The organism is Halomonas gemina (assembly GCF_023554995.1).
Classification (GTDB): domain Bacteria; phylum Pseudomonadota; class Gammaproteobacteria; order Pseudomonadales; family Halomonadaceae; genus Halomonas; species Halomonas gemina.
This window is the reverse complement of sequence record NZ_JAMJPK010000009.1, coordinates 1-25145: the sequence shown is the minus strand read 5'-3', so window position 1 is coordinate 25145 and position 25145 is coordinate 1. Positions and strand designations below refer to the sequence as shown.

General features: G+C 64.9%; 20 protein-coding genes, 4 tRNA genes and 2 rRNA genes. 7 read left to right on the top strand and 19 right to left on the bottom strand.

The window, feature by feature from the left end:
• Nucleotides 1-18 precede the first annotated feature (18 nt).
• The 17 genes from rpsG to M8009_RS19150 all read right to left on the bottom strand — a co-directional run bounded on the left by rpsG (nucleotide 19) and on the right by M8009_RS19150 (nucleotide 16105).
• Complete coding sequence (gene rpsG / locus M8009_RS17000) at nucleotides 19-489, bottom strand: 30S ribosomal protein S7 (RefSeq protein WP_040183143.1); 471 nt, start codon at nucleotides 487-489, stop codon at nucleotides 19-21.
• Nucleotides 490-608: 119 nt separating this feature from the next.
• Complete coding sequence (gene rpsL, locus M8009_RS16995) at nucleotides 609-983, bottom strand: 30S ribosomal protein S12 (RefSeq protein ID WP_071943783.1); 375 nt, start codon at nucleotides 981-983, stop codon at nucleotides 609-611.
• A 149-nt stretch (nucleotides 984-1132) separates the two neighbouring features.
• Complete coding sequence (gene rpoC, locus M8009_RS16990) at nucleotides 1133-5350, bottom strand: DNA-directed RNA polymerase subunit beta' (RefSeq protein WP_250063407.1); 4218 nt, start codon at nucleotides 5348-5350, stop codon at nucleotides 1133-1135.
• A gap of 87 nt (nucleotides 5351-5437) precedes the next feature.
• Nucleotides 5438-9517, bottom strand: coding sequence for a DNA-directed RNA polymerase subunit beta (gene rpoB / locus M8009_RS16985; RefSeq protein ID WP_250063405.1), 4080 nt, complete (start codon nucleotides 9515-9517; stop codon nucleotides 5438-5440).
• Between the two features lie 231 nt (nucleotides 9518-9748).
• Complete coding sequence (gene rplL / locus M8009_RS16980) at nucleotides 9749-10120, bottom strand: 50S ribosomal protein L7/L12 (RefSeq protein ID WP_151442468.1); 372 nt, start codon at nucleotides 10118-10120, stop codon at nucleotides 9749-9751.
• 90 nt (nucleotides 10121-10210) lie between these two features.
• Entirely contained in the window at nucleotides 10211-10714 is a 504-nt protein-coding gene (gene rplJ, locus M8009_RS16975) for a 50S ribosomal protein L10 (RefSeq protein WP_250063403.1), read from the bottom strand.
• Nucleotides 10715-10973: 259 nt separating this feature from the next.
• Nucleotides 10974-11666 carry a 50S ribosomal protein L1 gene (rplA, locus tag M8009_RS16970; protein ID WP_133636918.1) on the bottom strand — a complete coding sequence of 231 codons (693 nt, stop codon included), beginning with the start codon at nucleotides 11664-11666 and terminating at the stop codon, nucleotides 10974-10976.
• 2 nt (nucleotides 11667-11668) lie between these two features.
• Nucleotides 11669-12100, bottom strand: coding sequence for a 50S ribosomal protein L11 (rplK, locus tag M8009_RS16965; RefSeq protein ID WP_133484167.1), 432 nt, complete (start codon nucleotides 12098-12100; stop codon nucleotides 11669-11671).
• Nucleotides 12101-12192: 92 nt separating this feature from the next.
• Nucleotides 12193-12726, bottom strand: a complete 534-nt coding sequence (gene nusG, locus M8009_RS16960) for a transcription termination/antitermination protein NusG (RefSeq protein WP_250063401.1) — start codon at nucleotides 12724-12726, stop codon at nucleotides 12193-12195.
• An 8-nt stretch (nucleotides 12727-12734) separates the two neighbouring features.
• Nucleotides 12735-13103, bottom strand: coding sequence for a preprotein translocase subunit SecE (gene secE / locus M8009_RS16955; RefSeq protein ID WP_250063398.1), 369 nt, complete (start codon nucleotides 13101-13103; stop codon nucleotides 12735-12737).
• Between the two features lie 72 nt (nucleotides 13104-13175).
• A tRNA-Trp gene (locus M8009_RS16950) sits at nucleotides 13176-13251 on the bottom strand.
• A gap of 150 nt (nucleotides 13252-13401) precedes the next feature.
• Nucleotides 13402-13476 (bottom strand) — tRNA-Thr (locus M8009_RS16945).
• Nucleotides 13477-13505: 29 nt separating this feature from the next.
• Nucleotides 13506-13579: transfer RNA gene (locus M8009_RS16940), tRNA-Gly, on the bottom strand.
• Between the two features lie 49 nt (nucleotides 13580-13628).
• A tRNA-Tyr gene (locus M8009_RS16935) sits at nucleotides 13629-13712 on the bottom strand.
• Between the two features lie 116 nt (nucleotides 13713-13828).
• Complete coding sequence (locus tag M8009_RS16930) at nucleotides 13829-14668, bottom strand: type III pantothenate kinase (protein WP_250063396.1); 840 nt, start codon at nucleotides 14666-14668, stop codon at nucleotides 13829-13831.
• On the bottom strand, nucleotides 14665-15648 hold the full coding sequence (locus M8009_RS16925) for a biotin--[acetyl-CoA-carboxylase] ligase (RefSeq protein ID WP_250063394.1): 984 nt from the start codon (nucleotides 15646-15648) through the stop codon (nucleotides 14665-14667). Before M8009_RS16925 ends, M8009_RS16930 begins: the two co-directional genes overlap by 4 nt.
• A gap of 100 nt (nucleotides 15649-15748) precedes the next feature.
• Entirely contained in the window at nucleotides 15749-16105 is a 357-nt protein-coding gene (locus M8009_RS19150) for a hypothetical protein (RefSeq protein WP_284047886.1), read from the bottom strand.
• Nucleotides 16106-16241: 136 nt separating this feature from the next.
• Between M8009_RS19150 and M8009_RS16920 the strand changes: the two genes are divergently transcribed.
• From M8009_RS16920 to M8009_RS16890, 7 genes are all read left to right on the top strand, one after another.
• On the top strand, nucleotides 16242-17591 hold the full coding sequence (locus M8009_RS16920) for a GH1 family beta-glucosidase (RefSeq protein ID WP_250063392.1): 1350 nt from the start codon (nucleotides 16242-16244) through the stop codon (nucleotides 17589-17591).
• A gap of 65 nt (nucleotides 17592-17656) precedes the next feature.
• Nucleotides 17657-19291 carry an ABC transporter substrate-binding protein gene (locus M8009_RS16915; protein ID WP_250063391.1) on the top strand — a complete coding sequence of 545 codons (1635 nt, stop codon included), beginning with the start codon at nucleotides 17657-17659 and terminating at the stop codon, nucleotides 19289-19291.
• A 70-nt stretch (nucleotides 19292-19361) separates the two neighbouring features.
• Nucleotides 19362-20336 carry an ABC transporter permease gene (locus M8009_RS16910; RefSeq protein ID WP_250063389.1) on the top strand — a complete coding sequence of 325 codons (975 nt, stop codon included), beginning with the start codon at nucleotides 19362-19364 and terminating at the stop codon, nucleotides 20334-20336.
• A gap of 60 nt (nucleotides 20337-20396) precedes the next feature.
• On the top strand, nucleotides 20397-21329 hold the full coding sequence (locus M8009_RS16905) for an ABC transporter permease (RefSeq protein WP_250063387.1): 933 nt from the start codon (nucleotides 20397-20399) through the stop codon (nucleotides 21327-21329).
• Nucleotides 21329-22339, top strand: coding sequence for an ABC transporter ATP-binding protein (locus M8009_RS16900; protein ID WP_250063385.1), 1011 nt, complete (start codon nucleotides 21329-21331; stop codon nucleotides 22337-22339). The genes M8009_RS16905 and M8009_RS16900 overlap by 1 nt, the downstream gene beginning before the upstream one ends.
• Entirely contained in the window at nucleotides 22336-23334 is a 999-nt protein-coding gene (locus M8009_RS16895; RefSeq protein WP_250063383.1) for an ABC transporter ATP-binding protein, read from the top strand. Before M8009_RS16900 ends, M8009_RS16895 begins: the two co-directional genes overlap by 4 nt.
• Before the next feature lie 198 nt (nucleotides 23335-23532).
• Nucleotides 23533-24549 (top strand): LacI family DNA-binding transcriptional regulator, encoded by a 1017-nt coding sequence (locus M8009_RS16890; RefSeq protein WP_250063381.1) that lies wholly within the window; start codon nucleotides 23533-23535, stop codon nucleotides 24547-24549.
• A 165-nt stretch (nucleotides 24550-24714) separates the two neighbouring features.
• Here M8009_RS16890 and rrf read toward each other — a convergent pair.
• Both rrf and M8009_RS16880 read right to left on the bottom strand, forming a co-directional pair.
• Nucleotides 24715-24830 (bottom strand): 5S ribosomal RNA (gene rrf / locus M8009_RS16885).
• 81 nt (nucleotides 24831-24911) lie between these two features.
• A 23S ribosomal RNA gene (locus M8009_RS16880) occupies nucleotides 24912-25145 on the bottom strand; the annotation flags it as partial.

Here is a 25145-nt window from a genome sequence, read left to right as displayed (position 1 = left end):
CGTTTAGAAGCGGTGCACTTAGAAACGATAATGAGAGAAGGCCTTGTTGGCCTCTGCCATGCGATGCACGTCTTCCCGCTTCTTGACGGCCGAGCCCTTGCCTTCGGCGGCATCGAGCATCTCGCCGGCGAGGCGCAGCACCATGGTCTTCTCACCACGGCGACGGGCCGCATCGACCAGCCAGCGCATGGCTAGCGCATGGCGGCGCGAGGGGCGAACTTCCACGGGCACCTGATAGGTCGCGCCGCCGACGCGGCGGGACTTGACCTCGACCATGGGCTGGATGGCTTCCAGCGCCTTGTCGAAGATCTCCAGCGGCTCTTCCTTGCTACGCTCGGCAACCCTGTCCAGCGCACCATAGACGATACGCTCAGCTACGGACTTCTTGCCGCCGATCATCAGGTGGTTCATGAACTTCGCCAGGCGCTCGCTTCCGAACTTGGGATCCGGGAGGATCTCGCGCTTGGCCGCAACTCTTCTTCTAGGCATGATAAGCCCTCATCAAAGGATCCTTCAGGTAAACCCGAGACTCCTGCCGCTGGCAGCGCTCGACCTTACTCTTATCAGACCGTGGTCAAAATGGTGTGACTGCTGCGTACCGCGGCCGGTCAGACCTTGGGACGCTTGGTGCCGTACTTGGAACGGCCCTGCTTGCGGTTCTGCACGCCGGAGGTGTCCAGGGCGCCACGCACGGTGTGATAGCGCACACCGGGAAGGTCCTTGACGCGACCGCCGCGGATCAGGACCACGGAGTGCTCCTGAAGGTTGTGGCCTTCACCGCCGATGTACGAGGAGACCTCGTAGCCGTTGGTCAGGCGAACACGGCACACCTTGCGCAGTGCGGAGTTCGGCTTCTTCGGGGTGGTGGTGTAGACGCGGGTGCAGACGCCGCGCTTCTGCGGGCAGGCCTGCAGCGCAGGCACGTCGCTCTTGGCGGCCTGGCGCTTGCGCGGCTTGCGCACGAGCTGATTGATCGTTGCCATGGTGTGTAGCTGACTCCAATGGGTTGCCTTGCCTTGCCAGCGGGTGCGGGCGCACCCGCCCCACTGTTAAAGGCTGCGCATTCTAATGGCTGACGCGGCGCGTCGTCAAGCACCGCGCCCCGGGGAGGCGCGGTGCCGTGACGCTGGCATCAGATCTCGTCGTCGTCCGTGTCCAACGCGGTGAGCTGGGCGCCCAGCTCCTGCTCGACATCGTAGGCCGACGGGTGGAGCAGCCGCTCGGCGTCTTCACGCTTGCGGCGACGCTCCGCGTGGTGGGTCAGGCCGGTACCGGCCGGGATCAGGCGTCCCACCACCACGTTCTCCTTCAGGCCACGCAGGTAGTCGCGCTTGCCGGTCACCGCCGCCTCGGTCAGCACCCGCGTGGTCTCCTGGAAGGAGGCCGCGGAGATGAACGACTCGGTGGCCAGGCTGGCCTTGGTGATCCCCAGCAGCAGCCGCTGGTACTTGGCCGGGAACTTCTCTTCCTTCTCCAGGCGCGCGTTCTGCTCTAGCACACGGACCAGTTCGGCCTGGTCGCCCGTGATGAAGTCGCTGTCACCCGCGTCGGTGATCTCCACCTTGCGCAGCATCTGACGCACGATCACCTCGATATGCTTGTCGTTGATGCCCACGCCCTGCAGGCGATAGACGTCCTGCACCTCGGTGGTGATGTACTTGGCCAGCTCGGCGATGCCCAGCAGGCGCAGGATGTCGTGCGGGTTGCTCGGGCCGTCCGAGATCACCTCGCCCTTCTCGACCGACTCGCCCTCGAAGACCGCGATCTGGCGCCACTTAGGGATCAGCATCTCGAAGGGATCGCCGTCTTCCGGGGTGATGGTCAGGCGCCGCTTGCCCTTGGTCTCCTTGCCGAAGCTGATCACGCCGCTGATCTCGGCGAGTATCGCCGGCTCCTTCGGCTTGCGCGCCTCGAACAGGTCGGCGACGCGCGGCAGGCCGCCGGTAATGTCCTTGTTGCCGGTGGCCTCCACCGGGATACGGGCCACCACCTCACCGACGCCGATCGTCGAACCGTTGTCGACGGTGATGATCGCCTTGCCGGGCAGCGGGTACTGCACCGGCGTGTCGGTGCCCTCGACGGTGACCTGGTTACCGGCAGCATCGGTCAGCTGGATCATCGGACGCTTGTCGCGGCCGGCCATGGGCCGCGCCGCCGACTCGATCACCTCGATGGAGGAGAGGCCGGTCATCTCGTCCACGCTGCGGTGCATGGTGACGCCCTCGTCGAGGTCGCTGTACTGCACCTGCCCTTCGGCCTCGGCGATGATCGGGTGGGTGTGCGGGTCCCACTTGGCCACGGCCTGGCCGGCCTCGACGCTGTCGCCGTCGCGGACGTCCAGCTCGGCGCCGTAGGGCAGCTTGTAGTACTCGCGCTCGCGGCCGTGATCATCGGCCACGGCCAGGGCGCTGGAGCGGGAGACCACCACCAGCTTGCCGTCGCTGCGCTCGACGTGCTTGATGTTGTGCAGGCGCACCTTGCCACCGTGCTTGACCTGGACGCTGTCCACCGCGGAGGCCCGGGAGGCCGCACCGCCGATGTGGAAGGTGCGCATGGTCAGCTGGGTGCCCGGCTCACCGATCGACTGGGCGGCGATGACGCCCACGGACTCGCCGATGTTCACCTGGTGGCCGCGCGCCAGGTCACGACCGTAGCAGGACGAGCAGACACCATGGGGGGTCTGGCAGGTGATGGTCGAGCGCACCACGATCTCGTCGACGCCCATGGTGTCGAGCTCGGCACACCACTTCTCGTCGAGCAGGGTGTCGCGCGGGATCAGCACCTCCTCGCTGGCCGGGTCGATGACGTCCTGAGCCACCACGCGCCCCAACACGCGCTGGGCCAGGGAGACGATGATGTCGCCGCCCTCGATGACCGGGTGCAGCGTCAGGCCGCGGTCGGTGCCGCAGTCGGGCTCGGTGATCACCATGTCCTGGGCCACGTCGACCAGGCGGCGAGTCAGGTAACCGGAGTTGGCGGTCTTGAGTGCCGTGTCCGCCAGGCCCTTCCGCGCGCCGTGGGTCGAGATGAAGTACTGCAGGACGTTGAGGCCCTCGCGGAAGTTGGCGACGATCGGCGTCTCGATGATCGAGCCATCCGGCTTGGCCATCAGGCCGCGCATGCCCGCCAGCTGGCGGATCTGGGCGGCGCTACCCCGGGCACCCGAGTCGGCCATGATGAAGACGCTGTTGAAGGAGTCCTGCTCGACTTCCTTGCCGTCGCGGTCCACCACGGTCTCCTTGGAGATCCCGGCCATCATCGCCTTGGCCACTTGGTCGTTGGCCCGCGCCCAGATGTCGATGACCTTGTTGTACTTCTCGCCGGCGGTGACCAGGCCGGAGGAGAACTGGTCCTCGATCTCCTTCACCTCGTCCTCGGCGGCCTCGACGATCTCGGCCTTGGCATCCGGGATGACGAAGTCGTTGACGCCGATGGAGGCGCCGGACCAGGTGGCCAGGCGGAAGCCGGTAAACATCAGCTGGTCGGCGAAGATCACCGTCGGCTTGAGGCCGGCGCGGCGATAGACCTCGTTGATCAGCGTCGAGATCGCCTTCTTCTTCATCGGCTGGTCGACCAGCTCGAAGGGCACGCCTTCGGGCAGGATGCGGAACAGCAGCGCACGGCCCACGGTGGTGTCGTAGATGCGGCGATGGTGGCTCTTCTCGCCGGTCTCCTCGTCGATGTCCACCTCGTCGAGGCGCACCTTGACGCGGGCATGCATCGACACGCTCTGGGTGCCGAAGGCGCGCTCCACCTCGTCGAGGCCGGAGAACACCATGCCCTCGCCCTTGTCGTTGATGCGCTCGCGGGTCATGTAGTACAGGCCCAGCACCACGTCCTGGGAGGGCACGATGATCGGCTCGCCGTTGGCCGGTGACAGCACGTTGTTGGTGGCCATCATCAGCGCGCGGGCCTCGAGCTGGGCCTCCAGGGTCAGCGGCACGTGTACCGCCATCTGGTCACCGTCGAAGTCGGCGTTGTAGGCGGCACACACCAGCGGGTGCAGCTGGATCGCCTTGCCCTCGATCAGCAGCGGCTCGAAGGCCTGGATGCCGAGGCGGTGCAGGGTCGGGGCACGGTTGAGCAGCACCGGGTGCTCGCGGATGACGTCGGCGAGGATGTCCCACACCTCCGCCGTCTCGCGCTCGACCATCTTCTTGGCCGCCTTGATGGTGGAGGCGTAGCCGAGGCTCTGCAGCTTGGAGTAGATGAACGGCTTGAACAGCTCCAGCGCCATCTTCTTGGGCAGGCCGCACTGGTGCAGGCGCAGGGTCGGGCCGACGGTAATCACCGAGCGGCCGGAGTAGTCGACGCGCTTGCCCAGCAGGTTCTGGCGGAAACGGCCCTGCTTGCCCTTGATCATGTCGGCCAGCGACTTCAGCGGGCGCTTGTTGGAGCCGGTGATGGCCCGGCCGCGGCGGCCGTTGTCGAGCAGGGCGTCCACCGACTCCTGCAGCATGCGCTTCTCGTTGCGCACGATGATGTCGGGCGCATTGAGGTCGAGCAGCCGCTTGAGGCGGTTGTTGCGGTTGATCACCCGGCGATACAAGTCATTGAGGTCCGAGGTCGCGAAGCGGCCACCGTCCAGCGGCACCAGCGGGCGCAGGTCCGGCGGCAGTACCGGCAGCACCTCCATGACCATCCACGCCGGGTCGTTGCCGGAGCCCTGGAAGGCCTCCAGCAGCTTGAGCCGCTTGGAGAGCTTCTTGATCTTGGTCTCGGAGTTGGTCTGCGGGATCTCCTCGCGCAGGCGGTCGATCTCCTCGCCCAGGTCGATGTCCTTGAGCAGCGCCTGGACGGCCTCGGCGCCCATGCGGGCGTCGAAGTCGTCACCGAACTCCTCGAGGGCCTCGAAGTACTGCTCGTCGTTGAGCAGCTGGCCTCGCTCGAGGGTGGTCATGCCCGGGTCGATGACCATGAAGCTCTCGAAGTAGAGCACGCGCTCGATGTCGCGCAGGGTCATGTCCAGGAACATGCCGATGCGCGACGGCAGCGACTTGAGGAACCAGATGTGGGCGACAGGGCTTGCCAGCTCGATGTGGCCCATGCGCTCGCGGCGCACCGCCGCCTTGGTGACCTCGACGCCGCACTTCTCGCAGATGATGCCGCGGTGCTTCATGCGCTTGTACTTGCCGCACAGGCACTCGTAGTCCTTCACCGGGCCGAAGATCTTGGCACAGAACAGGCCATCCCGCTCCGGCTTGAAGGTGCGGTAGTTGATGGTCTCCGGCTTCTTGACCTCGCCGAAGGACCAGGAGCGAATCATGTCCGGCGACGCCAGCGTGATCTTGATCGCATCGAACTCTTCTGACTGAGACTGCGATTTGAGGACTTTCACCAAATCTTTCATGGGGTCGGCTCCGTTGCGGAGTTGTCATGGGCAGGGGCGTTGCCACCCCCGCGGACCGTCATTCTGTGAAGCGCAGGCGCTGCAGCCTCAGCTTTCCAGTTCGATATCGATGCCCAGCGAGCGGATTTCCTTCACCAGCACGTTGAAGGATTCCGGCATGCCCGCCTGCATGACGTGGTCGCCATCCACGATGCTCTTGTACATCTTGGTGCGCCCCTCCACGTCGTCGGACTTGACTGTGAGCATCTCCTGGAGCGTGTAGGCCGCGCCGTAGGCCTCCAGGGCCCAGACCTCCATCTCGCCGAAGCGCTGGCCACCGAACTGCGCCTTGCCGCCCAGCGGCTGCTGGGTGACCAGGGAGTAGGAGCCGGTGGAACGCGCGTGCATCTTGTCATCCACCAGGTGGTTGAGCTTGAGCATGTACATGTAGCCCACGGTCACCGAACGGTCGAAGGCGTCGCCGGTACGGCCGTCGTAGAGCGTCATCTGGCCCGAATCCGGCAGGTCGGCGAGGCGCAGCAGGTGCTTGATCTCGTGCTCCTGGGCACCGTCGAACACCGGCGTGGACATCGGCACGCCGCCCTTGAGGTTCTTCGCCAGGGCGATCACCTCCTCGTCGGAGAGCGAGTCGATGTCCTCGACGCGGGTCCCCTGGGTGGTGTTGTAGACCTGCCCCAGGAAGTCGCGGATCTCGGCCACCTGCTGCTCGCGGGCATCGCGAAGCAGCCCCTCGATCTTGACGCCGAGGCCGCGTGCCGCCATGCCCAGGTGGGTCTCGAGGATCTGTCCCACGTTCATCCGCGAGGGCACGCCCAGCGGGTTCAACACCACGTCGATGGGCTCACCGTTGTCGTCGAAGGGCATGTCCTCGATGGGCATGATCGCCGAGATGACGCCCTTGTTGCCGTGGCGGCCGGCCATCTTGTCGCCGGGCTGCATGCGACGCTTGATCGCCAGGTAGACCTTGACGATCTTCAGCACGCCCGGCGCCAGGTCGTCGCCCTGGGTGAGCTTGCGCTTCTTGTCCTCGAAGCGCTCGTCCATCTCCTTGCGACGGTTCTCCAGCTGCTCGTCGGCCTGGGCCAGCAGCTCGTTGAAGGTCTCGTCCTGCAGGCGCAGCTTGAACCACTGCTGGCGCGGCAGCTCCTCGAGGTAGCTGTCGGAGAGCACGTCGCCCTTCTTCAGCTTGGGGCCGCCGTTGACGACCTGGCCAGAGAGGGTGCGCTTGAGGCGCTCGAAGGTGGCATCCTCGGCGATGCGGTAGGTCTCCTGGAGGTCCTTGCGCACCTCGTCGAGCTGCATCTGCTCGATGGAGAGCGCCCGGGAGTCCTTCTCCACCCCGTCGCGGGTGAACACCTGGACGTCGATGACGGTGCCCTTCATGCCGGTCGGGGCACGCAGCGAGGTGTCCTTCACGTCGGACGCCTTCTCGCCGAAGATGGCGCGCAGCAGCTTCTCTTCCGGGGTCAGCTGGGTCTCGCCCTTGGGCGTCACCTTGCCCACCAGGATGTCGCCGGCGCCGACCTCGGCGCCGATGTAGACCACCCCGGCCTCGTCCAGCTTGCCCAGCGCCGACTCGCCGACGTTGGGAATGTCGGAGGTGATCTCCTCCGGCCCCAGCTTGGTGTCGCGGGAGACGCAGGTCAGCTCCTGGATGTGGATGGTGGTGAAGCGGTCCTCCTGGACCGTCCGCTCGGAGAGCAGGATGGAGTCCTCGAAGTTGTAGCCGTTCCACGGCATAAAGGCGATGCGCATGTTCTGGCCCAGGGCCAGGTCGCCCATGTCGACGGAGGGGCCGTCGGCCAGGATGTCACCGCGGTGCACCTGGTCACCGGGGCGCACGATGGGCCGCTGGTTCATGCAGGTGTTCTGGTTGGAACGCAGGTACTTGGTCAGGTTGTAGATATCGACGCCGGCCTCGCCGCCGATGATCTCGTCCTCGCTGACCCGCACCACGATGCGCTTGGCGTCGACCGAGTCGATCACTCCGCCGCGGCGGGCCACCTCACAGACGCCGGAGTCGCGCGCCACGAAGCGCTCCATGCCGGTGCCCACCAGCGGCTTGTCGGCCCGCAGGGTCGGCACGGCCTGACGCTGCATGTTCGCCCCCATCAGGGCGCGGTTGGCATCGTCATGCTCGAGGAACGGGATCAGCGCCGCGGCCACGGAGACCACCTGACGGGGCGACACGTCCATCAGCGTGACCTGCTCGGGACGCATGAAGGTGGTCTCGCCGCGGTGGCGGACCTGCACCAGGTCGTCGACCAGCCTGTTCGACTCGTCCACGGTGGCGGAAGCCTGGGCGATGACGAAGTCGCCCTCCTCGATGGCCGAGAGGTGCACCACGTCATCGGTCACCTGGCCCTCCACGACCTTGCGGTACGGCGTCTCGAGGAAGCCGTAGCTGTTGGTGTGGCTGTAGGTGGCCAGGGAGTTGATCAGGCCGATGTTGGGACCTTCCGGCGTCTCGATCGGACACAGGCGGCCGTAGTGGGTGGCGTGGACGTCGCGCACCTCGAAGCCGGCCCGCTCACGGGTCAGGCCGCCCGGACCGAGCGCCGAGACGCGGCGCTTGTGGGTGACCTCGGAGAGCGGGTTGTTCTGGTCCATGAACTGCGAGAGCTGGCTGGAGCCGAAGAACTCCTTGACCGCGGCCGCCACCGGCTTGGCATTGATCAGGTCCTGGGGCATCAGGCCTTCGCTCTCGGCCATGGAGAGGCGCTCCTTGACCGCGCGCTCGACGCGCACCAGGCCCACGCGGAACTGGTTCTCGGCCATCTCGCCGACGCAGCGGATGCGGCGGTTGCCCAGGTGGTCGATATCGTCAACGTCGCCGAAGCCGTTGCGGATCGCGATCATCTCGCGCAGCACATCGAGGATGTCCTGCTGGTCGAGGACCCCGGAGCCGGTGTCACTGTCGCGACGCAGGCGGCGATTGAACTTCATGCGACCGACGCCCGACAGGTCGTAGCGGTCCTCGCTGAAGAACAGATTGTTGAACAGCGTCTCGGCGGCCTCCTTGGTGGGCGGCTCGCCGGGACGCATCATGCGGTAGATCTCGACCAGCGCCTCGAGACGGGACCCGGTGGTATCCAGCTTGAGGGTGTCGGAGATGAAGGGGCCACAGTCGAGATCGTTGGTATAGAGCGTCTCGAGGGTGGTGATGCCCGCCTGGCCGATCTTCTCCAGCAGCTCGGGAGTGATCTCGGTATTGCAGGGGCAGATCAGCTCGCCGGTGTTCGGGTCGACCTGATCCTTGGCCAGGGTCTTGCCGAACAGGTAGTCCATCGGCACGTCGAGGCGCTCGAGACCGGCCTTTTCCAGCTGGCGGATGTGCTTCTGGGTGATCCGGCGACCTTCCTCGACGATGACGTTACCGTCGCCGTCCTTGATGTCGAAGGTGGCGGTCTCACCGCGCAGGCGCGACGGCACCAGCTCCACGGAGAAGCCGGACTTCTCGATGTGGAAGGTGCTGAGCTCGAAGAAGTTGTCGAGGATCTCCTCGGCGCTCATGCCCAGGGCGCGCAGCAGCACCGTGGCCGGCAGCTTGCGGCGACGGTCGATGCGCACGAAGACGCTGTCCTTGGGATCGAACTCGAAGTCGAGCCAGGAGCCGCGATAGGGAATGACCCGCGCAGAATAGAGCAGCTTGCCCGAGGAGTGGCTCTTGCCCTTGTCGTGGTCGAAGAACACGCCGGGCGAGCGGTGCAGCTGGGAAACGATGACGCGCTCGGTACCGTTGATGACGAAGGTACCGTTCTCGGTCATCAGGGGGATCTCCCCCATGTAGACTTCCTGCTCCTTGATGTCCTTGATCGCCTTGTTGGACGAATCCTTGTCATAGATGATCAGGCGAACCTTGACGCGCAGGGGAGCCGAATAGGTGACGCCACGCAGCTGGCACTCCTTGACGTCGAAGGCCGGAGTGCCGAAACGGTAGCTGACATACTCCAGGGCAGCGTTGCCGGAGAAGCTCGCGATCGGGAAGACCGACTTGAAGGCGGCGTGCAGGCCGATTTCCAGGCGTTCTTCGGGTGAGCGATCCTGCTGGAGAAACTCGTAGTAGGAATCAAGCTGGATGGCCAGCAGGTAGGGCACATCCATCACTTGGGGCAGTTTGCCGAAATCCTTGCGGATGCGTTTTTTCTCAGTGTATGAGTAAGCCATCTGTATTCCCCAGCTTGTTCACCATGGGTGACCGATGCGTGTCGGCGTCACCCGACGGGTACGGCTCCGTCAGGCGCTGACGGCAAGCCACCACCAGGAGGCTCGCCGTCGGAATTCGGCTAGCGGTGGCCCGAGGGCGACCGGCTAGTGACAACAGAAAAAGGCCGGCAGCGGGTGTCCCGCCACCAGCCGTGGAAGCTTACGCAGCGCGTGAAGCCATGGGCACAAGGGTTACTTGAGCTCCACGCTCGCGCCGGCGTCTTCCAGCTTCTTCTTTGCCTCTTCGGCGTCGTCCTTGGACAGGCCTTCCTTGATGGTCGCCGGTGCGCCGTCGACGGCACCCTTGGCTTCCTTGAGACCCAGGCCGGTGATCTCGCGGACCGCCTTGATCACGTTGACCTTCTTGTCGCCGGCGCCGGTCAGCACGACGTCGAATTCGGTCTGCTCTTCCTCGACAGCGGCTTCACCGCCACCCGGGCCGGCCACGACGGCAGCGGCAGCAGAGACACCGAACTTCTCTTCCATGGCCTCGATCAGCTCGGCCACTTCCATGACGGACATGTCGGCGACAGCGTTGATGATGTCTTCTTTGGTCAGTGCCATTGTCTAGATTCCTAACTTTGCGGGAGCCTCGGCATCGCGATGGCTCGGGGATTCAATGTTCGATTCGGGCTGAGCGCAAGAGTTCGCCGGTCAGGCGGCCTCCTCCTGCTTCTGGTCACGCAGCGCAGCGAGGGTACGGACCAGCTTGCCGGCAGACGCTTCCTTCATGACGGACATCAGCTTGGCGATCGCCTCATCGTAGGTCGGCAGGGTTGCCAGACGGTCGATGTCGCTTGCCGGGATCAGCTCACCTTCGTAGGCCAGCGCCTTGACCTCGAACTCCTTCTGACCCTTGCCGAACTCCTTGAACAGACGGGCGGCAGCGCCCGGATGCTCGTAGGAGAAGGCCAGCATGGTCGGACCGGAGAAGGTCTCGTCCAGAATCTCCCAGGGAGTTCCGGACAGGGCGCGGCGTGCCAGGGTGTTGCGGACAACACGGATCTGCACGCCATTCTCGCGGGCCTGCTTGCGCAGGTCGGTCATCGCGCTGACCGCGACGCCACGAGAGTCGGCAACTACGACGGAGAGCGCATCCTTGGCCGCTTCACTGACCTCGGCAACGATTGCCTTCTTGCCTTCGAGTGCTAGTGGCACAGTGATCACTCCTTCGTGCCGGAACCTCGCGAGAGGATTCCGGTGGTTACCATCTCTCCCGACCGGAGGTCGGGAGTCCTGGGTGATGGTGCTCACCAGAGATCTGGCGGCCACACCATCTGCGCAGGCCTTCCCGGGGGAAGATTAAGCCGCGCTCGCGAGAGAGACGGCACCTGCGGTCTTTGACGATGCCCCGCCGGCGAGGATAGCCCGGCACGGGGACCGCAAAGTTCCTGCAATCGTCTCGATCGCCGCCCGATCAGGCCAGGGCGGAATGATCGATGGTCAGCCCCGGGCCCATGGTGGTGGACAGGGTGACCTTCTTGAGATAGATACCCTTGGAGGTGCTCGGCTTGAGCTTCTTCAGGTCGGCGACCAGCGCCTCCAGGTTGCCCTGGATGGCAGACGCATCGAAGTCGACCTTGCCAAGGGTAGTATGGATGATGCCGTTCTTGTCGGTACGGAAGCGCACCTGACCGGCCTTGGCATTCTTGACGGCGGTGGCCACGTCGGGCGTCACGGTACCGACCTTGGGGTTCGGCATCAGGCCGCGCGGACCGAGGATCTGGCCCAGCTGGCCGACGACGCGCATGGCGTCCGGCGAGGCAATGACCACGTCGAAGTCCAGCTGGCCCTTCTTGACCTGCTCGGCCAGGTCGTCCATGCCGACGATATCGGCACCGGCTTCCTTGGCCGCATCGACATTGGCACCCTGGGTGAAGACCGCGACACGCACGTCCTTGCCGGTACCGTTAGGCATGACGGTGGCGCCACGCACGACCTGGTCGGACTTACGCGGGTCGACGCCCAGGTTGATGGCGACGTCCAGGGATTCCTTGAACTTGACGGTGGACAGCTCGGAGAGCAGGGCCACGGCCTCGTCGAGAGAGTAGGTCCGGTTGGCGTCGACCTTCTCGCGAATCTGCTGTGCACGCTTGGTAAGCTTGGCCATGATCAGAGACCCTCCACGTTCAGGCCCATGCTGCGGGCACTACCGGCAATGGTACGCACCGCGGCGTCGAGATCGGCAGCCGTCAGGTCGGGCTCCTTGGTCTTGGCGATCTCCTCAAGCTGCTCGCGGGTCACGGTGCCGACCTTGGTCTTGTTCGGTTCACCGGAGCCGGACTTGATGCCGGCCGCCTTCTTCAGCAGGACCGCGGCGGGCGGGGTCTTGGTGATGAAGGTGAAGCTGCGGTCGGAGTAGACGGTGATGACCACGGGGGTCGGCAGGCCCGGCTCGATGTCCTGGGTCGCGGCGTTGAACGCCTTGCAGAACTCCATGATATTGACACCGTGCTGACCCAGCGCGGGACCCACGGGGGGACTCGGGTTGGCCTTGCCAGCTGCGACCTGCAGCTTGATGTAAGCCTGTACTTTCTTGGCCATGTTGGACTCCAGTTGGGTAGTAGCGCCTTGCGGCTCCCCGGGTTACACAACCACCCGCGGGTGGTTGCCACGAAACAGTCAGGCCCGGAAGGCTATTCCTTCTCGACCTGGGCAAACTCCAGCTCGACGGGCGTGGAGCGGCCGAAGATCAGCACGCTGACCTGCACACGGCTCTTGTCGTAGTTGACCTCCTCGACGACTCCGTTGAAGTCGGCGAAGGGTCCGTCGATGACGCGCACCGACTGGCCCGGCTCGAAGAGCGTCTTGGGCTTCGGCTTGTCGGTACCGTCCTTGACCCGGCTGAGGATGGCATCCGCCTCCTTGCGGGTGATCGGGGCCGGCTTCTCCTTGGTGCCACCGATGAACCCCATGACGCGCGGGGTCTCGTTGACCAGGTGCCAGGTCTCGTCATCCATCTCCATCTCGACCAGCACATAGCCGGGATAGAACTTGCGCTCGCTCTTGCGACGCTTGCCGTCCCGCACCTCGACGACCTCTTCGGTCGGCACCAGGATCTCGCCGAAGCGATCCTCCATGCCGTACATCTTCACGCGCTCGATGAGCGAGCGCATGACATGCTTCTCGAAGCCGGAGTAGGCATGGACGACATACCAACGCTTGGACATGAAAACTCCTAACCGATGACGCCGGACATCGCCCAGCCAAGAAGGGTGTCGATCAGCCAGAGCATCAGCCCGACCACCAGCACGGCCACCAGCACGATGGCGGTGGTCTGCACGGTCTCGGGCCGGGTCGGCCAGACGACACGCTGGATCTCCTTCTTTGCACTCCTGGCGAGCTCGACCAGATCACGACCCTTGGTCGTGGTCAGCGCCACCAGTGCCGCTGCCACGCTGAGCACGACGACACCGAGCACACGATAGAGAAGCGCCTGGTCGGCGAAATAGGTATTGCCGACCACGGCAAGGACCAGCAGAGTGACGACAACCGCCCACTTGAGCCCGTCGTGGCGCGACTCCTGCACCTCGGCGCTATGCTTCATGAAAACGAGACTCCTCAGGGTGCAGCAATCGAAACATGAAAGTATATGAGATCTCGCCAGCCTGGGGAAGACTGGCAGGCCAGGAGGGAATCGAACCCCCAACCTGCGGTTTTGGAGACCGCTGCTCTGCCAATTGAGCTACTGGCCTGTATCTGCTTCCGAGACCACCCTTTGCAAGCGGCCTGTACGACAGCGGGCGCCATGATAGCGAAATCCGCTTCTCCTGGCAACCCCTTCCCTGCAGGAGAGCCTGCTAGGAAGAAAAAGAAAAGGCGAGCCGTGGCTCGCCTTCTCGATATGGAGCTCATGGACGGATTTGAACCGTCGACCTCACCCTTACCAAGGGTGTGCTCTACCCCTGAGCTACATGAGCGCAACCTGGCGGCATCAAGACGCGATACCTGGAGCGGGCAGCGGGGATCGAACCCGCATCATCAGCTTGGAAGGCTGAGGTTCTACCATTGAACTATGCCCGCCGACCCACTCTTGCTTGCCATCACTCGACGCATCGGGTGCGGCTGAACCTGGTGGAGGGGGAAGGATTCGAACCTTCGAAGCTTTCGCGGCAGATTTACAGTCTGCTCCCTTTGGCCACTCGGGAACCCCTCCAACTGGCGATGCATTCTATCGCCTCTGTTACCGGTGTCAAGTGCCTGTTTTCTCTGACACTTGAGCAAGCGCAACGAACCTGCCGGCCGCGCCTCTCCGGAACGCGGCGCATTGTGTCAAAGCAGCATGGAGAATGCAAGTGCGGCCCGGATCTTTTCCAGCGCCACCGGCGAGGGCACCCGCGGCGCCCCGGACATGCGCCCCGCCCGCTCGGCCGCGGTCAGCGGGAAGCAGGCCTCCAGCCCGCCGTAGACCATGTCCGGCCAGACCGCATGGGGGACCTGGATGCCCCGTGACACCACCCGGGCGTCACCACCGGTCAACATCATCGGCAGCGCCACGCCCTGCTGGTCGCACACCTCGCTGTAGATACGATTGACGGCACTCACCGCCGCCATGAAGATGCCATGATTGACGGCCTCCACGGTGCGCCTGCCGGGCTCCAGCAGCTCCTCGGCCTCGCTGTCCGGGTCGATGGCCACGTTGCGGGTACCCAGTTTCAGGCTCTCCTTCATCAGCCGCAGCCCGGGCAGGATATAGCCGCCCAGGTGTCGTCCGCCGGGCAGCACGAAGTCGACGGTGATGGCGCTGCCGCAGTCCACGGCACAGCAGCCGCCGGCCAGCTGGTAGCCCGCCAGGGCCCCCATCCAGCGATCGACGCCCAGCCGGCCGGGCTCCTCGTAGCCGTTGGTGACCCCCAGGGCCTCGGCCGTCGAGCGCGCCACGTGGACGGTACCGACGCGTCGGCGCAGCAGCCCCACCGTCTCCTCCAGCACCGCCTTGCGCGCCACGCTGGAGATGCGCACTGCCTCGACCACGTCGAGGTCCGGGATATCCGCACCCGGGCGCCACTCTTCACGGGTCCAGACCGCCCCGCGGGAACGGATCTCGCTGCTGTCGGCATCCTTGAGCCGCCACTTGGAGAGGGTGTTGCCGATATCCAGATCCAGGATCATGCGCGTCTCCGCACGCTGATCTCGCCACCGGCAAGCCGCACCGGCCGCCCCTCCTGCTGCACCCAGAGGTTGCCGGCCTCGTCCACCTCACCGGCGGTCGCCAACGCCCGTGTTCCCCGCTGCAGGACCTCTACCTCGCAGCCGGCGAAGGCGTGACGGGCGTTCCAGTCGTCACGCCAGGCGGCGAACCCCTGCTGCTCGAAGCCCGCCAGCAGGGGCAGCAGCTCGTCCAGCAGCTCGACGGCCAGGGCATTGCGGGAGAGCCCCGGCGCCTGGTCATGGACCGCCGCGACGGCCTGGTCGATGCCCCCTCGGAACGCCGCCGGCAGGTCGACATTGATCCCCATGCCCACCACCACCTCGCAGGGGCCCGTGGCATCGCCGCTGATCTCCACCAGGATGCCCGCCAGCTTGCCGAGCGACCCGTCGTCGTCCTCCAGCAGCACATCATTGGGCCACTTGAGGCGGGGCCTTAGCCCGTGGCGCTCGAGCACCCTGGCGAGGACTACCCCCAGTGCCAGGCTCAGCCCCTCCAGCGCGGCCACCCCGGCCTCGACCCGCCAGCCCAGAGACAGCATCAGGGTGCGCCCCCAGGGGGTCACCCAGGTGCGCCCTCGGCGCCCGCGCCCCTCGCTCTGCTGCTCGACCAGGCAGACCTCCCCGTGCCCCGCCCCCCGAGCGAAACGCTCGCGCAGGAAGGCGTTGCTGGACGGCAGGCTCTCCTCGACGAACAGCCGCGTCAGGTGCGAGCGCGCATCTCGCGAGAGACCGGCCACGATGGTGCCTCCATCAAGCAGCTCCAGGCGCTCGACCAGGCGATAGCCCTGGCCCTTGACCGCCTCCATGGCAATGCCCAGGGACTCCAGCTTGCGCAACTGCTTCCATACTGCCGCCCGCGACACCCCCAGCCGTTCGCCCAGCTGCTCGCCGGAGTGGAAGTCGCCATCGCTCAGCAGGCGGATCAGGTCAACGATGGTCATGCTCATGCCCCTGACGGGAAATGTGCCATTCTAGCGGATGGCGCCGTGCCCCGGAAATCGCCTCGACCAATTCGCTAGGCCGGCCACTCGTCGGACCGCCTCAGGTGTCGGACAGCACCCAGGTCTGCAGCGCATGCGCCGGGGTCGTCAGGGCATGGGCCGCGTCGCCGATGCGCAGCGACCAGTCGACCGCCGCCTCGGGCTCGTTCTGCACGGTCACGCCCCACACCGAGAAGCCTTCCTCGCGCAAGGCCTGGACGAACCGGACGAAGTATTGCGCCCACTGTGCCCGGCAGTCCTGCCTCAGCCGCCTCCTCGGTAAAGGCCCCACCCGTGCCGAGGTAGCGCTGATAGCGCACCGCCGGGCCCGCAGCGGTGCATCAGCGGATGGTCCGCGGAGGTTTCGAATCCTGTAAGCGACATGGCATCGGCTCCTGGGCAGTGGACAAGAAATCATACCTGAAACGGCTGAAATGAAATCGCTTTCACGATCGCTCGGCAACCTCGCGACCAAAGTCGTATATTTTTATGAAACCGCTTTCATGACCATGGCACCCAGAATCCCGCGGGCCCAACAAGGAACATGCCTTCCCATGCAACGAATCGAACTGCCGAAATCGTCACGACTGCTCACCCCGGACTTCACCTTCGGTGTCGCGACGGCGGCCTTCCAGGTCGAGGGAGCCACCCAGGCCGATGGCCGCCTGCCGTCCATCTGGGACGACTTCTGCGCCATCGAGGGGCGAGTCAAGAACGGTGACAGCGGCATGCCCGCCTGCGACCATTACCATCGCTGGCAGGAAGACCTGGAGCTGATCCAGGGCCTGGGGGTGGACGCCTACCGCCTGTCGATCGCCTGGCCGCGCGTGATGACCAAGGATGGCCAGGCGAACGCCAGGGGGCTGGATTTCTATAAGCGCCTCCTCGACAGCCTGCTGGAGCGTTGCATCACGCCCTTCGTGACGCTCTACCACTGGGACCTTCCCCAGCACCTGCAGGAGCGCGGCGGCTGGCTCAACCGCGACACGGCCTATCGCTTCCAGGAGTACGCCGACCTGGTCTCCCGCGAGTTCGGTGACCGCGTCCACTCCTATGCCACCCTCAACGAGCCCTGGGTCAGCGCGATCCTCGGCCACGAGGTCGGCATCCACGCGCCGGGGCTGGAAGACGCCCGCCTCGCCCGCCAGGCCGGGCATCACCTCCTGCTGGCCCATGGCCTGGGCATGCAGGCCCTGCGCGCCAACGTCCCCGACGCCCAGGCCGGCCTGGTGCTCAACATGGGCCCGAACACGCCCCACAGCCGACGCTACGACGACCGGGTGGCCGCCCTGGTGGGCGAGGCGAGCATGAACCACTGGTTCCTGGAGCCAGTGCTCGAGGGCCGCTACCCGGCGCTCTACACCCGCCTCTATCCGGAGCAGGCTCCCCAGGTGCTGCCGGGCGACATGGCGCTGATCTCCCAGCCGGTGGACTTCGTCGGCATCAATTACTACACCCGCAGCGTCGTCTCCTATGACGAGCAGCGCCTGGTCAAGGACCACCCGCCCGAGGACGTGGAGGTCACGGACTTCGGCTGGGAAGTCTACCCGCAAGGCCTGACCGACCTGCTGGTCGACCTGAACGCGCAGTACCGGCTGCCTCCCCTGATGGTGACCGAGAACGGCATGGCCGGTGACGACCGCCTGGTGGAGGGAGAGGTCCATGACGAGCAGCGCTGCCGCTACCTCAACAGCCATCTCAATGCCGTCCACGAGGCGATCGAGCAGGGCGTCGATGTCCGGGGCTACTTCGCCTGGAGCCTGATGGACAACTTCGAGTGGGCGGAGGGTTACAGCAAGCGCTTCGGCATGGTGTACATCGACTACGAGACCCAGCGGCGCACGCTCAAGGACAGCGCCAAGGCATTTGCCGACTTCCTCTGGGCACGGCAGGCGCGGCGTTGAGCCCCTCCCCACGCTCACCACGACAGCATCACGACGACAACAATAGACAACAGAAGGTAACGCCAATGAAATCGTTCTCCATGATGGCACTGACCGCCGCCGTGGCCGCCACCTCCTTCCCCACGATGGCCGACCCCGCCCAGGGCGGCACCCTGACCGTGCCCGTCATCACCACGGCCTTCACCAAGAGTTTCAATCCCTACATCGACAACCTCAACATCGTCGGCGGGATGACCTTCGAGACCCTGGCCTTCACCAACGTCTTGCAGGGGGAAACCAGCCTGCGGCTGGCCGAAGGCTACGAGTATGCGGAGGACTACCGGAGCATCACCTACACCCTCCGCGAGGATCTCAAGTGGTCTGACGGCGAGCCGCTAACCGCCGACGACGTCGTCTACACCTTCGAGCTGGCCCGCGAGGTGCCCGTGTACGACCTCGCCGGCGTTCTGGCCAACGGCCTCGTCACCGGGGTCACCCGGGTGTCCGACCGCGAGATCCGCTTCGACCTGGCGAAGCCCGACAGCACCGTGCACTGGGACCTGAACCGCTACATGCCGCTTCCCCGGCATGTCTGGGAGCAGGCCGGCGATCCCGCCACCTTCACCAACCCCGAGGCGATCGGCTCGGGCCCGGTGACGGAAATCGAGTACGTGCGGCCCCAGCAGATGGAGATCTGCCGCAACCCGCACTACTACCAGGAGGACCGCCCCTACCTGGATTGCATCAGGTACCGCGCCTTCAATGACAACTCCCAGATTCAGCCGGCCCTGATGAATGGCGAGATCGACTGGGGGTCCAACTTCATCGCCGACGTCGAGAAGACCTTCGTCGCCACCAACCCCGAGAATCACCATTACTGGTACCCGGCCAATGATGCCATCCACCTCTACCTGAACACCAGGCAAGCGCCCTTCGACGACCTGACGTTCCGCCAGGCGGTCTCCGTGGCGCTGGACCGTGAGGCGATCGTCGACCTGGCGGCCTACGGCTACCCCACGGCGAACTTCTTTCCAGGTGGCATCGGCGACTACTACGCCGACTACATGGATGAGTCGGTCATGAAAGAGTACGGCTGGCTGACCCAGTACGATCCGGACAAAGCCCGCCAGTTGCTGGATGAGGCCGGCTACCGGGACGTCGACGGCGATGGCCAGCGCGAACTGCCAGACGGCTCGGAGCTCTCGTTCGACATTCAGGTCGTCAACGGCTGGACCGACTGGGTGCAGACCGTGCTGATGATTACCGAGTACCTCCAGGACGTCGGCATCGAGGCCAACGTCAATGCCGTGGAGTGGGGCGTCTACGACCAGTCGCTCAAGGAGGGCGACTATCAGGCCGCCATCAACTGGTCCCTGCTGTCGACACACCCCATCCAGACCTTCAAGGAGTACTACCACACCAGCCGCGTCGGCCAGATCTGGCACGCCGGGCACGGCATGCACTCGGAGCGGGTCGATGAACTGATCGAGGACTTCGGCTCCCTGACCGAGGCCGACGCCAAGCAGGATAGCCTCGCTCAGCTGCAACGCTTCACCGCCGAGAAGCTGCCGTTCGTCCCGCTGTTCTCCAACGCCACCTGGTTCCAGTACAACACCAGTGAATTCGTGGGCTGGCCGAACGCCGAAGATCCCTACGTGCACCCGGTATTCTACTCCACGGGCAACAACACCCTGATCTTCAACAACCTCCACCGGAAGTAACCGACCCTTAGCGTGAGGGGAGTCGGACCCGCTCCGACTCCTCGTCGAACCCGAGCCAGAGGCGACCTCCATGCGGTACATCACCAGTCGATTCCTGTTCTATTTCGTCGCGTTCCTGATCGCCATCTCCTTCAACTTCCTGCTGCCTCGCATCATGCCGGGCGATCCCGTCGATGCGCTCTTCGCCGGCTCCGCGGGGCAGCTCGACCCCTCCCAGATGGAGGCCATTCGCGCCATGTACGGCTTTTCCGAGGGGCCGCTGTGGTCGCAATACCTCCAGTACGTGAAGAGCGTCTTCACCGGTGACCTGGGCCCCTCCGTCCTGATGTATCCGACCGACGTGACCACCGTGCTCGGTTTTACCTTCCCCTGGACCCTGTTCCTGATCGGGCTGGGGGTCACGACCGCCATCATCCTCGGCCTGATCCTGGGGACCATTGCCGCCTACAAGCGCGGCAACTGGTTCGCCTCCCTGTTTCCGCCGATGGCCGCGGTGCTCTCCTCGATGCCTGCCGTCGTCACCGCCCTGCTGGTCTTCTACATCTTCGGCTTGCAGCTGCAGTGGTTCCCGATGAGCTATGCCGCCGACCCTTCCCTGGAGCCGGGCTGGACGGCCGAGTACCTGGGCAGTGTCGCCCACCATGCCGTGCTGCCCCTGCTGGTGATCGTCCTGGTCAGCCTCGCCCAGTGGGTCATGACCATGCGCAACGCCATGATCAACGTGCTCGGCGAGGACATCATCACCATGGCCGAGGCCAAGGGCCTCAGTCAGACCCGCATCATGCTGCGCTATGCCTCGCGCAACGCCGTCCTGCCGGTGGTGACCTCGGTGGCCATGGGCCTCGGCTTCGCCGTCGCCGGCCAGATCTTCATCGAGATCGTCTTCAACTACCCGGGAGTGGGCAACACCCTGCTCAAGGCGATCAATGCCCGCGACTACCCCCTGGTGCAGGCCCTGCTGCTGTTGATCGTCGCCTTCGTGCTGATCGGCAACTTCATTGCCGACCTCACCTACCTGTGGCTCGACCCGCGTCTGCGCAAGTAACCGAAGGGCTTACCGATGACTGACTACTCCATGCCAATTGACCACTCCAGGAAGGCCACCATGGTGAACGCACCCCGCTGGCGGCGACTGCGCAATATCGCCGCCTTCTTCCAGGGCAACCTGTCGGCGACCATCGGCGGCGGCCTGATGGCGCTGGTGATCGTGGCCTGCCTGATCGGCCCCTGGTTCACGGCACATGCACCCGACGAACGCGTCGCCCGTCCCCACGTCGAGCCCAGTGCCGAGCATGTGCTCGGCACGACCCGCCAGGGGCGGGACGTGTTCAGCCAGCTGCTGCATGGCGGACGCGCCTCGCTGGGCGTGGCCTTCATCGCCGGAGCCATTTCCACGGTCATCTCCATCCTGGTCGGCATCTCCGCCGGCTACTTCGGTGGCCGAATCGATCAGTGGCTGAACTTCGCCATGAACGTGGTGCTGGTCTTCCCGCAGCTGCCCCTGCTGATCGTCCTGGCGGCCTTTCTCGGGCAGGTGGGGCCTGTCGTGATCGCCCTGCTGATCGGTATCACCAGCTGGCCATGGGGGGCACGCGTCGTGCGCTCCCAGACCATGGCCATCCGGCAGAAGGAATTCATCCTCTCGGCGGAGTGCATGGGCGAGAGCCGCCTGCGCATCGTGCTGGTGGAAATTCTGCCCAATCTGATCTCGATCGTCGCCGGCAGCTTCGTCGGGGTGGTCATGTACGCCCTGATCAACGAGGCCGGCCTCGAGTTCCTGGGGCTGGGGGATCCCACCGTGGTGACCTGGGGCACCATGCTGTACTGGGCCCAGTCGTCTGCCGCCCTCTACACCGGCGGCTGGTGGGAGATGATCGTGCCGGCCGTGACCATCGCGCTGGTCGGTGGCGCCATGGCCCTGATCAACATGTCCATCGACCAGGTCAGCAATCCCAAGCTCAAGACCGGCCCGCACATCAAGCGCTGGCGCAAGCTCAACCGCATCATTCAAGCCAAACGCCTGCGAGGTGCTTCCTGATGGCAATCCCTGCCTTTCAACCCGCCCGCGACGAGGACACCAGCGAGCTGCTGGAGATTCGCAACCTGTGTGTCGACTATGTCTCACCGAAGGGCATGGTCCGGGCCGTCAACGACGTCAGCCTAAGCATTCGACCGGGGGAGACCCTGGGCCTGGCCGGCGAGTCGGGCTGTGGCAAGTCGACCCTGGCCTTCTCCATCGCTCGCCTGCACAAGGCCCCGGCGCTCATCTCCGAGGGCGAGATCCGCTACCGCGGCCGCGACGTGCTGAGCATGAACAAGCGCACCCTGCGCCAGTTCCGCTGGAATGAGGTCAGCGTGGTCTTCCAGAGCGCGATGAACTCCCTCAATCCCGTCATCACGGTCGGCGAGCAGATCATCGATGTCATCCTCGCCCACCGCAGGGTCCGCAAGAAGGAGGCCTGGCGCCAGGGAGAGGAGCTCCTCCAGACCGTGGGGCTGCATCCCAGCCGCATGGACAGCTTTCCCCATCAGCTCAGTGGCGGGATGCGCCAACGGGTGGTGATCGCCATCGCCCTGGCGCTCAGGCCTCGCCTGATCATCATGGATGAACCGACCACCGCCCTGGATGTGGTCGTGGAGCGGGAGATCATGGATGAGCTGTATCAGCTGAAGGACAGGTTCGGCTTCTCCATCCTCTTCATCAGCCACGATCTCAGCCTCATGGGCGAGATCGCCGACCGCATCGGCATCATGTATGCCGGCAAGCTGGTCGAGCTGGGCACTGCCGACGAGGTCTTCTATCGCCCCCAGCATCCCTACACCCGGGGCCTGCTCAACTCCTTCCCGACCATCCATGGCCCCAGGGAGCGGCTGTATGGCATTCCCGGCAACCCGCTCAACCTCCTCGAAGCCCCCCAGGGGTGCTACTTCCAGGACCGTTGCGAGCGCTGCTTCTCCCCCTGTCGGACGCACGACCCGGAAATGATTCAGGTGTCACCCGCTCACCGGGCCGCCTGCCACGAACTTGCCGAGAGGACCGCGGGATGAACATGACCACCGAAGCCAACGCCCCCATCGTGTCGGCGCGCGACCTGACCAAGGACTTCACCCTGGGCGGGTCGCTGATGGAGCGCACCACCATGCGTGCCCTGAATGCCGTGTCCTTCGACCTCTTCCCGGGAGAGGCGCTGGCCATCGTCGGCGAGTCGGGCAGCGGCAAGAGCACCAGCGCGCGGATTCTCTCCCAGGTCCACGAGGCCACCTCGGGTGAGGTGACCTTTCGCGGCCAGCAGATGCATGAACTGATCGCCCAGGGCGGCAAGCGGGGCTTCGCCAACCGCGTGCAGATGATCTTCCAGGACCCGTTCGGCAGCCTCAATCCGGTCCACCGCATCTTCTACCAGATCGCCCGGCCCCTGCAGATCCATGGCAAGGTCCGCGGCAAGGCGGCCTTGCGGGCGCGGGTGCTCGAACTGCTCGAGACCGTGGGCCTGACGCCGGCCGCCGAGACGGCCGACAAGTTTCCCTATGAGCTCAGTGGCGGCCAGCGTCAGCGGGTGGCGATCGCGCGGGCACTGGCCGTGGAACCCGACGTCATCCTGGCCGACGAGCCGATCTCGATGCTCGATGTGTCCATCCGGCTCGGTATCCTCAACCTGATGATGGACCTGAAGGACCAGCACGACATCGCCTTCATGTACATCACCCACGACATCGCCACCGCCCGCTATTTCGCCGAACGGACGGCGGTGATGTATGTCGGCCACATGGTGGAGTGGGGCAACAGTGATGCCGTCACCCAGAACCCCCAGCACCCCTATACCCAGCTGCTGCTCGCCGCGGTTCCCCAGCCCGGAGCACAGAAGCACCGGGACATGAGCCAGTACCAGCACAAGGCCGACATCCCCATGTGGCAGCCCGAGAGTACCGGTTGCCCCTTCGCACAGCGCTGCCCCCATGCCCGTGAGGAATGCAGCACCCGCCTGCCTGAGGTCACCCGGATCGCGAAGGACCACTTCGTGCGCTGCTACCTGTACGAATGACGCAGTCCACCCAAAGCCCTTGGATCAGGTCACCTGCTTGTTCTGGATGACGAGCATGAAATCGATTGCATTGGCGACTATAGTCTTCGATCATCGACATTTCTGTACTCCCTGGCTTACCAGGTGATTGAGTTTCATCCATTGCGTCGACTCACCAAGCCACGTCCTTGGTGAGCTCGAAGGGCATCAGGAGCAAGCATGTCTACCATCAAGGAGGTTGCCAGGCTGGCACGGGTCTCGCCCGCGACGGTCTCCCGCGTCATGAATGGCGAAGTGCCGGTGGCGGAGGAGACGCGCCGACGGGTGGAAGACGCCATGAAGCAGCTTGGCTACCGCCCCAACTCCTTTGCCCGCTCCCTGGCCTCCAACCGTTCCGATTGCATCGGCCTGGTGATCTCCCACCTTGCAGGCCCCTTCATGGGCACCTTGATGGTGAACCTGGAAGAAAAGCTTCGCCTGCACCGGAAGTCGCTTCTGGTCGCCTCGGGACATAACGAGCTGATCCGCGAGCAGGAGTCGATCGACTTCCTGATGTCGCGTCGCTGCGATGGCCTCCTGGTCCAGTCGGATCGCCTGCACGATGACGCCCTTGTGGCGCTGGCCGCGCAGATTCCCCTGGTCGTCATCAACCGCCGGGTGCCCGGACTGGAGGGGCAGTGCAGTTATGTCGACAACCAGCAGGGCGGCTATCTCGCCACTCGCCACTTGATCGAGCAGGGCCACCGACACATCGCCTGCATTACCGGCCCGCGCTGGAAGCAGGATGCCACCCAGCGACTGGCGGGCTATCACCAGGCCATGGAGGAAGCCGGGCTGGCCGTACCGGAAGGTGCCGTGGTGGAAGGAACCTGGCAGGAGTCGAGCGGGCGAGAGGCCGTGGATACCCTGCGGCGGCGCGGCGTGCCTTTCACGGCCCTGGCGGTGGGCAACGACGACATGGCCATCGGGGCCATGCTGCACCTGAAGGAGCTCGGCTTGAGCGTACCCGAGGATGTCTCGCTGGTGGGCTTCGACGATGAGGTATATGCACACTATGTCACGCCAGGGCTGACGTCGGTCCACGTCCCCGTGGACCGGATGGCGCAGGCAGCCAGCGGCAGGGTGATCTCCCTGGCCTATGACGACCCCTGGCAAGGACCGCTCTGCTTCTCGACTCACCTGGTGGAACGCGGCACGGTGGCGCCACCGTCATCGGCTCACGTCACCCATCCATAAACACATAAACAGGATCGACTGGACAGCCTGACATGCAAACGTCCCCCACCTCGAGTGCGGCGGGGCAGCCCACCGGCAATGTGAGATTTCCACTACCTTTACCCTGAGGGCGAGATACGAAAAAACCCCGAGCTCTGGTGAACTCGGGGTTTTTTCTGAATAGGTGCCTGACGATGACCTACTCTCGCATGGGGAGGCCCCACACTACCATCGGCGCTGAGCGGTTTCACTGCTGAGTTCGGCATGGGATCAGGTGGTTCCCGCACGCTATGGTCGTCAGGCGAAAAACGGTGAATCATGCTGACGCTACGTCTCGTCGTATCCGGCTGTCGGTCGCCATCGGCAGACCGCTTGGGTGTTATATGGTCAAGCCTCACGGGCCATTAGTACCGGTTAGCTCAACGCCTTGCAGCGCTTCCACACCCGGCCTATCAACCAGCTGGTCTCGCTGGGCCCTTCAGGAGGCTCAAGGCCTCGGGGATGTCTCATCTTGAAGGGGGCTTCCCGCTTAGATGCTTTCAGCGGTTATCCCGTCCGCACATAGCTACCCGGCAATGCCACTGGCGTGACAACCGGAACACCAGAGGTGCGTCCAC

What these genes read in the sequence shown, in the direction of transcription:
- rpsG (WP_040183143.1), bottom strand. Translation starts at nt 489, where the DNA reads ATGCCTAGAAGAAGAGTTGCGGCCAAGCGCGAGATCCTCCCGGATCCC.
- M8009_RS16915 (WP_250063391.1), top strand. Translation starts at nt 17,657, where the DNA reads ATGAAATCGTTCTCCATGATGGCACTGACCGCCGCCGTGGCCGCCACC.
- M8009_RS16895 (WP_250063383.1), top strand. Translation starts at nt 22,336, where the DNA reads ATGAACATGACCACCGAAGCCAACGCCCCCATCGTGTCGGCGCGCGAC.
- M8009_RS16905 (WP_250063387.1), top strand. Translation starts at nt 20,397, where the DNA reads ATGGTGAACGCACCCCGCTGGCGGCGACTGCGCAATATCGCCGCCTTC.
- nusG (WP_250063401.1), bottom strand. Translation starts at nt 12,726, where the DNA reads ATGTCCAAGCGTTGGTATGTCGTCCATGCCTACTCCGGCTTCGAGAAG.
- rpsL (WP_071943783.1), bottom strand. Translation starts at nt 983, where the DNA reads ATGGCAACGATCAATCAGCTCGTGCGCAAGCCGCGCAAGCGCCAGGCC.
- M8009_RS16925 (WP_250063394.1), bottom strand. Translation starts at nt 15,648, where the DNA reads ATGACCATCGTTGACCTGATCCGCCTGCTGAGCGATGGCGACTTCCAC.
- M8009_RS16890 (WP_250063381.1), top strand. Translation starts at nt 23,533, where the DNA reads ATGTCTACCATCAAGGAGGTTGCCAGGCTGGCACGGGTCTCGCCCGCG.
- M8009_RS19150 (WP_284047886.1), bottom strand. Translation starts at nt 16,105, where the DNA reads ATGATTTCTTGTCCACTGCCCAGGAGCCGATGCCATGTCGCTTACAGG.
- secE (WP_250063398.1), bottom strand. Translation starts at nt 13,103, where the DNA reads ATGAAGCATAGCGCCGAGGTGCAGGAGTCGCGCCACGACGGGCTCAAG.
- M8009_RS16900 (WP_250063385.1), top strand. Translation starts at nt 21,329, where the DNA reads ATGGCAATCCCTGCCTTTCAACCCGCCCGCGACGAGGACACCAGCGAG.
- rpoB (WP_250063405.1), bottom strand. Translation starts at nt 9,517, where the DNA reads ATGGCTTACTCATACACTGAGAAAAAACGCATCCGCAAGGATTTCGGC.
- rplK (WP_133484167.1), bottom strand. Translation starts at nt 12,100, where the DNA reads ATGGCCAAGAAAGTACAGGCTTACATCAAGCTGCAGGTCGCAGCTGGC.
- M8009_RS16930 (WP_250063396.1), bottom strand. Translation starts at nt 14,668, where the DNA reads ATGATCCTGGATCTGGATATCGGCAACACCCTCTCCAAGTGGCGGCTC.
- M8009_RS16910 (WP_250063389.1), top strand. Translation starts at nt 19,362, where the DNA reads ATGCGGTACATCACCAGTCGATTCCTGTTCTATTTCGTCGCGTTCCTG.
- rpoC (WP_250063407.1), bottom strand. Translation starts at nt 5,350, where the DNA reads ATGAAAGATTTGGTGAAAGTCCTCAAATCGCAGTCTCAGTCAGAAGAG.
- M8009_RS16920 (WP_250063392.1), top strand. Translation starts at nt 16,242, where the DNA reads ATGCAACGAATCGAACTGCCGAAATCGTCACGACTGCTCACCCCGGAC.
- rplA (WP_133636918.1), bottom strand. Translation starts at nt 11,666, where the DNA reads ATGGCCAAGCTTACCAAGCGTGCACAGCAGATTCGCGAGAAGGTCGAC.
- rplL (WP_151442468.1), bottom strand. Translation starts at nt 10,120, where the DNA reads ATGGCACTGACCAAAGAAGACATCATCAACGCTGTCGCCGACATGTCC.